Below are 6,636 nucleotides of genomic sequence, written 5' to 3'. Positions count from 1 at the left end.
TTCTTATAAATGGCCAGGTACAGGAAAAACAGCGACAGGCCGATCATGAGAAGGGCTTTGCCATCCAGTGCCATAATCCCGCTGGCGGCAAAGAATTCTTTTAGTATTTCTAACATCTTGTCACCTACTTTGTAGCGATGGTCAGGAGCAGCGCACCGCTATCCACGACTTGTCCGTCTTTTGCGGATACAGAAGATACGGTTCCGTCAAATGGGGAGACGATCTCATTCTCCAGCTTCATGGCTTCCAGAATGGCCAGGATCTGTCCCTTCTTCACCACAGAGCCTGCCTGAACCTTCATGGACAGGATGGTACCCTGGATGGGGGCTTCAATTTTCTCGTCGGAACCGCTGCCTGCAGACACAGGTGCTGCTGGGGCAGCCTTCACTGCTGCAGTTTCTGTGGCGGAAGCTTCTTCTACAGTGACCTCATATACTTTTCCATTGACTGTAATCTTATATGTTTTCATTTTCGATTCTCTCCTCTTATCCGATTCTCTTTATAGATTTGATTTTTACATTGCCCTGATACTCTTCTTTAGCAAGAGCTGCCGCGGTGAGCATGGCCACCATTCTCTCTTCTTCATCATTCTCCACTGCAGCGGGCGCTGCAGAATGCGCTGCGCTTTTCTTCTGTCCTAGGTCCTGTGGCAGGAACTTGAAGGAATAGATGATGATCTGCAGAAGAATGAGAATGAGAAAGACCACCAACATGGCAAAGATGGACATGGTGACGCCATCACTGAACTGGAAATTTTCTATGTTCATGGTTGATCCTACCTTTCTATAATCATCTCAAACTCCACCACTTCATTTTTGGCTGTGGATGCTGAGACGGGGTTCTTTACTTCTGTTGCTTCTTTCGGTTTTAGAACCGCCTGCTGGGGGTTCATGATATAGGAGAGCACTTCCTCTTCCAGTGCTTCTCTTCCGAGCTTCTCTTCCATTTCCTTTTTAGACTCTTCATAGACTGGAGGCATTAAAGAGATTTCTCCTCTTTCTTCCACCACTTCATCCTTCAGGATCTTCTTTCTGATGTCCTCGTCCACCGGCGCAGGAGATTTTCCGTAGCCGCCTCTCAGGTATACTTTGATCTCATTGGGGATCATCTTGTAGCGTTCTCCGCTGATGACATTCAGCACCGCCTGGGTACCCACCATCTGAGACAAAGGTGTCACCAGTGGCGGATATCCCATGTCCTTACGGACCTTGGGGATTTCCTTCAGCACTTCCGTGAACTTATGGAACATCTTCTGGTCCTGAAGCTGGCTCATGAGATTGCTGAGCATTCCGCCAGGTACTTCATATTGAAGAATCTTCGGATTCACCACCAGCGCTCTGGCTTTGTAGAGACCATTGTCGATGTATTTCTGTGCGATTTTGTCCGCCAGCTCATAGGCCTCATCCAGAGCCTCCTCATTGTAGTCCACCTCGATGCCCATGTTCTTGGCCGTTTCGATGATGGTTTCCCCGGCGATGTGGCTGGTGCCTCCGGAGAAAGGAGAAATCACTGTATCCACCATATCCGCTCCTGCCTCCATGGCCCTGAGCATCACCAGATGGGTTAGACCTGCGGTGGTATGACTGTGGACATTAATGGGAAGGTCTGTCACAGCTTTCAGTGCTTTCACCAGACTGTAAGCAGCATCAGGCATCAGAATTCCAGCCATATCCTTGATGCAGATGGAATCTGCACCAAGATCCGTCATCTTCTTCACCAGGTCTACGAAGTATTCCTCAGTGTGCACCGGGCTCACGGTATAGCTGATGGCCGCCTGACAGTGTCCGCCGTATTTCTTGATGAACTTCATGGAGTACTCAATGTTCCGAAGATCGTTTAGGGCATCAAAGACTCGGATGATATCGATGCCGTTTTCGATGGCAAGGCGGATGAACCGCTCTAAAGTATCGTTGTCATAATGGCGGTAGCCCACCAGGTTCTGACCACGCAGGAGCATGGAAAGCTTTGTGTTCTTAGCCGCTTTTCGGATTTCCCTCAGGATCTCCCAGGGATTTTCAGAAAGAAATCGTAAAGATGCGTCAAAAGTGGCGCCTCCCCATACTTCCATGGCGTTATATCCCACTTTGTCCAGGGCTTCCACCAAGGCAATGATGTCTTCTTTGGCCATTCTGGTGGCCAGAAGGCTCTGGTTTCCATCCCGGACTGTTAAGTCGTTCAATAAGACTTTTGTCATGTAAAGTCCCTCCTACTATTTGTTTATTCAGTATCCATCTGGATATCCCACACCTCCAAGATGGATAAAATTATAGCAATCTATATCAGTATAAACGATTACAATCTAAATCTCAACTTGCTCTGCATAGGAAAAGGCTTGTAAAAACAAGCCTTACTGAAGATTATTTTATAAATCTCACTTCTTTTGCAATGGATTCGTAAACTTCATCCTTTTTTCTGTTAAACTCTACTTTATTGTTCTCAAAAATATTGTTTCCCTCTGTATCAATGGATACAATGAGCGGTCCGAATTCGGTTACTTCAGATACCCATAAGGATTCTGGCATTCCCAGATCTGTCCAATGGACTTCTTTGATGCGGTCCACCTTTCTTGCTGCATATACCGCATTTCCAGCAGGATAGACCAGATGAAGCGCCTTATGTTCTTTGCATCCTTCTTCCGTATTCTTTCCCATGCCACCTTTTCCGACAATGAGCTTAACGCCCGTCTGCTCGATGAACTCTTTCTCAAACTTTTCCATTCTCATACTGGTGGTAGGTCCGATGGAAATCATTTCATACTCATCATTCCCATGATCCTTCACAATAGGACCCGCATGAAAAATAGCAAGTCCATGCAAATCTACAGGTAGCGGAATCCCTTCCTCAATGAGCCTTCTATGGGCAACATCACGACATGTGACAATGGTTCCAGAAATATAGATGATATCGCCGATTCTGATATCTTTAAGATCCTCTGAACGGATTGGTGTGGTTAGTATTTTTTTCATAGTGTTACCCCCTGGTGAGTTGGCATGGTATAGTTCAGATCTCGATCTATGACAATGAGACCTCTTCTATGTGACCAGCACCCCGTGTTCACTGCAACACCGATGGTCGATGGATGTCTTGCTGTGTTCACCACATTGACACCCATGACTGACTTCAGACCCTTCAGACCCTGTGGTCCAAGACCTATGGAGTTGATACCATCTTCCAGAAGCTTTTCCAGCTTCGCAGCATTGGCATTTTCATTTTGGCTGCCTACAGGTCTCATCAGCGCCATTTTACTGTTCATGGCAGCCGTCTCCACAGATGTGCCGACACCGACTCCCACGAGAAGAGGTGGACAAGCATTGATTCCATAGCTTGTCATACGGTCGAGCACAAACTTCACAACCCCCTCATACCCTTCTCCAGGCATCAGCACCGTTGCAACGCCAGGCAGTGAACATCCGCCTCCCGCCATATAGGTGTAGATCTCAACCTGATCGCTGTCTTCTTCAATTTCCCAGAATACACTTGGTGTTCCTTTACCAATGTTCTTTTTTGTGTTGTATTCATCAAAGGTCTCTACCGAATTATGTCTCAACGGTGTTTCCATTGTGGATTTATAGGTAGCATCTCTCAGGATCTTGTTCAGTTGTCCAATCAGCGGGAAATTCTCTCCACACTTAATGAAAAACTGAAGAACGCCTGTATCCTGGCAGGAAGGTCTCTTAAACTCATAGGCGAGTTTCTGGTTTTCTTCCATGGTGCTGTAGATGATCTTTGCCAGCTCATTGGTTTCTTCTTCTCTCAGCTCTTTCAGCTTTTCTTCCACATCATCAGGCAATTTGTAACTTACCAAGGAAATGAACTGGGACATGATCTCAGTCAACTTCTTTGAATCCTCAATTTTATTCATATAAACTCCTTTTCAACAGCTTTTGGTCCTCAAGGACACTGCGTAAAATAAATATTAATAGATCTTTTGTTTCTTCTTATTCGCTTCTTATGGATAGAATGGGAAAAGTATAGGAAGCAATATGGCTGCGACAACCAAGGAAACAAGAATCAGTGGACTTCCAGCCTTCACATAATCTCTGAACTTATATCCACCGATGCCATATACCATTGTGTTGGCAGGCATACCAATTGGCGTCGCATAAGCCATGGATCCCCCAATAACGGTTGCCATAAGTACTGCTCTTGGATCTGCACCCATGGAGTTTGCGATGGACAAACTGATTGGGACAAGAAGAGCTGTTGTAGCCGTGTTGGACATGAAGTTTGTCATTACAGCAGACAAAACCAGTACAACGATAAGAAGCAAGAATGGAGATGGATTGCTGCCGAGCGTATCCACGATGGTATCGGCAATGAGCGCTCCTGCTCCAGACTGATCCAGCGCTTTTGCTAAGGCTAAAGACCCCACAAACAGGAAGATTGTGTGCATATCGATGGACTTCATTGCTTTCTTCTCGCTAATGACCCCGGTGATGACAAGGGATAAAGCACCAATCCAAGCAGACACATAAAGTTTTACGCCAAGCTGATCTTCAAAAATCATGGCCAGTACTGTCAGTACAAGGATAATGAGTGACAGGTACTGTTTCCATTCTGGAACATTGGAATAGTCGTCCTGCTTCGCAAATACAGAATCGCTGTCCAGCTCCTGATCCTTGTGATTTGGCAGAAGCTTGTACCCGATGGTAGCCATGAATAGAATTCCGGCCATTAAAATCGGCAGTCCAACCTTTGCATACTCAAAGAATCCAAATTTAAGTCCAATCTCCTCTAGTGCAGACTGCGCAATCATGTTGCCCGGCGCTCCAATAAGACTTAAATTTCCGCCCATAGCCGCAGCAAGAACCAGCGGAATCATCAGCTTTGATCTGGCAAATCCTGATTTGGCTGAAATTCCGATAAGAACAGGAATAAGCACTGCAGCCGTTCCCGTATTGGATAGAACACCTGACATCAGACCAGTTATAGTCATAACCGCCACAATGAGCTGTCTTTCTGTCTTTGCAAACTTCGTCACCAGTCCCCCAACCTTTTGAGCCATACCTGTGTCGAAGAATGCAGCACCGACAATAAACATGCCCATGAAGAGCAGCACATTACCATCTACAAAACCGGAGAATGCATCCTTGGGATCCAAGACTCCTGTCAATGTCAGACCGATGGCTACTGTCATGGCTGTGATGGATAGCGGCAGTTTCTCCCAGGCAAACATTACAACTGCAAAAACTAGAAATAATAAAGTGATGATACTAGAACTCATATAATACCCCCATAAAATTAATGAAGACGTCTCAAAAAGTATTCTAAAGGAATGTAAACAATTACTCTATCCGATTTTTATGTTATTTTTGTATCAATTATGATATTTCCAAGTGATATTTTTAGTAATCCCCTGGGAGATACAGTCAAAAAAACACCCAGATATCATCACGGCAAAAAGCCTCTAATACCTGGGATATCGTAAAAATGCAACCTATACTTCTTTTTGGGTCCTAAAAAATATGGATAGGTATTATTTTAGTTTATTAATTTTTTCTGTCAGTTTATCAAATCTGTTCTGAAGCTGCTGAAGCTCTTCTGTAACCTCCTGTATGATCTCTTTATGGATGCTGTGATGGGCCAACCCCCTTGGAGCTCCATCATCTTCTGTGCCTGGACCGGAAGAACTGCTTGACAGGCCCTTCATGATTTCTCTTAATTTTTCAGGTTCAACATAGATTTTATCGTTGCTGGATCCCTGCTTTTTCGAATGTACAAGACTCTTCCGGTATTCTGAAGGAGATTTTCCAAATCTCTCTTTAAATGCAGTGTTAAAGGACTTGACATCAGAGAAGCCATTACTGTAAGCAAGATCCGATATGCGTTCTTTGGTGTTCGTCAGGGAAAATATCGCCTCTCTCATTCTCACTCGAGTGAGATACTCATAATAATTGATGCCCAAATCCTGTTTGATGATTTGAGATATATAACTTTTATTGTATCCCGTTACCTCCTGAAGAACTTCGAGGGTGATTTTTTCTCTAAAATGATTGTTGATATAGTCTATGATTTTAATGATTTTCTCATTTCCAGAAGTCGTCAGGGCATCATAGGTTTCATCTGGGTGGGGTGGAAAATGGACGAAAAGATCAGCAATAATACTATGAAAGAGAGATTCATAAATGATTTCCTCACTTTTGGATTTGAACTCCATATAGGATGTCATCTGAATCATTTTATGCCTGATACCCTCATACGCCTCCCTCTTGCCATGGCTTGTCATTTCCACAGAATTCAGGTGAAAGATCGGCTGCTCTTTAAACCAGTGCGAAAAATACTCTGGACTGAAATGCAGCACCATAGCTACAGAATCTGGTTTCCTCGCCATGGTTGCATGTCCTATATTGGAGTTGATCAGCATCACATCTTTTTCCTTCATCACGTAACTTTTCCCATGTATATTGACTTCAATCTCCCCTTCTAAAAGTGTGATCAATTCTACGTCTCTATGCCAATTATATTTATAATAAGTGATATAGTATGCATACTGTTTCAGCGTGAGCGCCGTTCGCTTATTTTTATAAATGACATGTGATTTCATAGAGTTCTCCTTCCCGACGGATCCATTTGTGCTATTTCTTAACATTGTACCGTTGTACATACTGATTTACAAATAAAATATAAGACCAAATA

At 44.1% G+C, this 6,636-nt stretch carries 7 protein-coding genes; all 7 read right to left on the bottom strand.

Going from position 1 to position 6,636, the window contains the following annotated elements:
- Positions 1-124: 124 nt before the first annotated feature.
- The gene (locus tag T487_RS0110680; RefSeq protein ID WP_031577081.1) at positions 125-469 is read right to left on the bottom strand and encodes a biotin/lipoyl-containing protein; all 345 of its coding nucleotides are present in this window, start codon (positions 467-469) and stop codon (positions 125-127) included.
- A gap of 16 nt (positions 470-485) precedes the next feature.
- Entirely contained in the window at positions 486-767 is a 282-nt protein-coding gene (locus tag T487_RS0110675) for an OadG family transporter subunit (protein ID WP_031577080.1), read from the bottom strand.
- An 8-nt stretch (positions 768-775) separates the two neighbouring features.
- Entirely contained in the window at positions 776-2,194 is a 1,419-nt protein-coding gene (locus T487_RS0110670; RefSeq protein ID WP_036909387.1) for a pyruvate carboxylase subunit B, read from the bottom strand.
- Between the two features lie 163 nt (positions 2,195-2,357).
- Entirely contained in the window at positions 2,358-2,966 is a 609-nt protein-coding gene (gene ttdB / locus T487_RS0110665; RefSeq protein ID WP_031577076.1) for a L(+)-tartrate dehydratase subunit beta, read from the bottom strand.
- Positions 2,963-3,862, bottom strand: coding sequence for a L(+)-tartrate dehydratase subunit alpha (ttdA, locus tag T487_RS0110660; protein WP_031577074.1), 900 nt, complete (start codon positions 3,860-3,862; stop codon positions 2,963-2,965). Before ttdA ends, ttdB begins: the two co-directional genes overlap by 4 nt.
- Before the next feature lie 87 nt (positions 3,863-3,949).
- The gene (locus tag T487_RS0110655; protein ID WP_031577072.1) at positions 3,950-5,224 is read right to left on the bottom strand and encodes an SLC13 family permease; all 1,275 of its coding nucleotides are present in this window, start codon (positions 5,222-5,224) and stop codon (positions 3,950-3,952) included.
- Between the two features lie 252 nt (positions 5,225-5,476).
- Complete coding sequence (locus T487_RS0110650; protein WP_031577070.1) at positions 5,477-6,544, bottom strand: helix-turn-helix domain-containing protein; 1,068 nt, start codon at positions 6,542-6,544, stop codon at positions 5,477-5,479.
- Positions 6,545-6,636: the final 92 nt, after the last annotated feature.

The sequence above is a fragment of the Proteiniclasticum ruminis DSM 24773 genome (assembly GCF_000701905.1).
Lineage (GTDB): Bacteria > Bacillota > Clostridia > Clostridiales > Clostridiaceae > Proteiniclasticum > Proteiniclasticum ruminis.
This window is presented reverse-complemented; position numbering and strand designations above follow the sequence as displayed.

Bases quoted from the DNA above. Each gene is read 5' to 3' on its own strand.
- ttdA (WP_031577074.1), bottom strand. From the start codon at position 3,862: ATGAATAAAATTGAGGATTCAAAGAAGTTGACTGAGATCATGTCCCAG.
- T487_RS0110655 (WP_031577072.1), bottom strand. From the start codon at position 5,224: ATGAGTTCTAGTATCATCACTTTATTATTTCTAGTTTTTGCAGTTGTA.
- ttdB (WP_031577076.1), bottom strand. From the start codon at position 2,966: ATGAAAAAAATACTAACCACACCAATCCGTTCAGAGGATCTTAAAGAT.
- T487_RS0110670 (WP_036909387.1), bottom strand. From the start codon at position 2,194: ATGACAAAAGTCTTATTGAACGACTTAACAGTCCGGGATGGAAACCAG.
- T487_RS0110680 (WP_031577081.1), bottom strand. From the start codon at position 469: ATGAAAACATATAAGATTACAGTCAATGGAAAAGTATATGAGGTCACT.
- T487_RS0110650 (WP_031577070.1), bottom strand. From the start codon at position 6,544: ATGAAATCACATGTCATTTATAAAAATAAGCGAACGGCGCTCACGCTG.
- T487_RS0110675 (WP_031577080.1), bottom strand. From the start codon at position 767: ATGAACATAGAAAATTTCCAGTTCAGTGATGGCGTCACCATGTCCATC.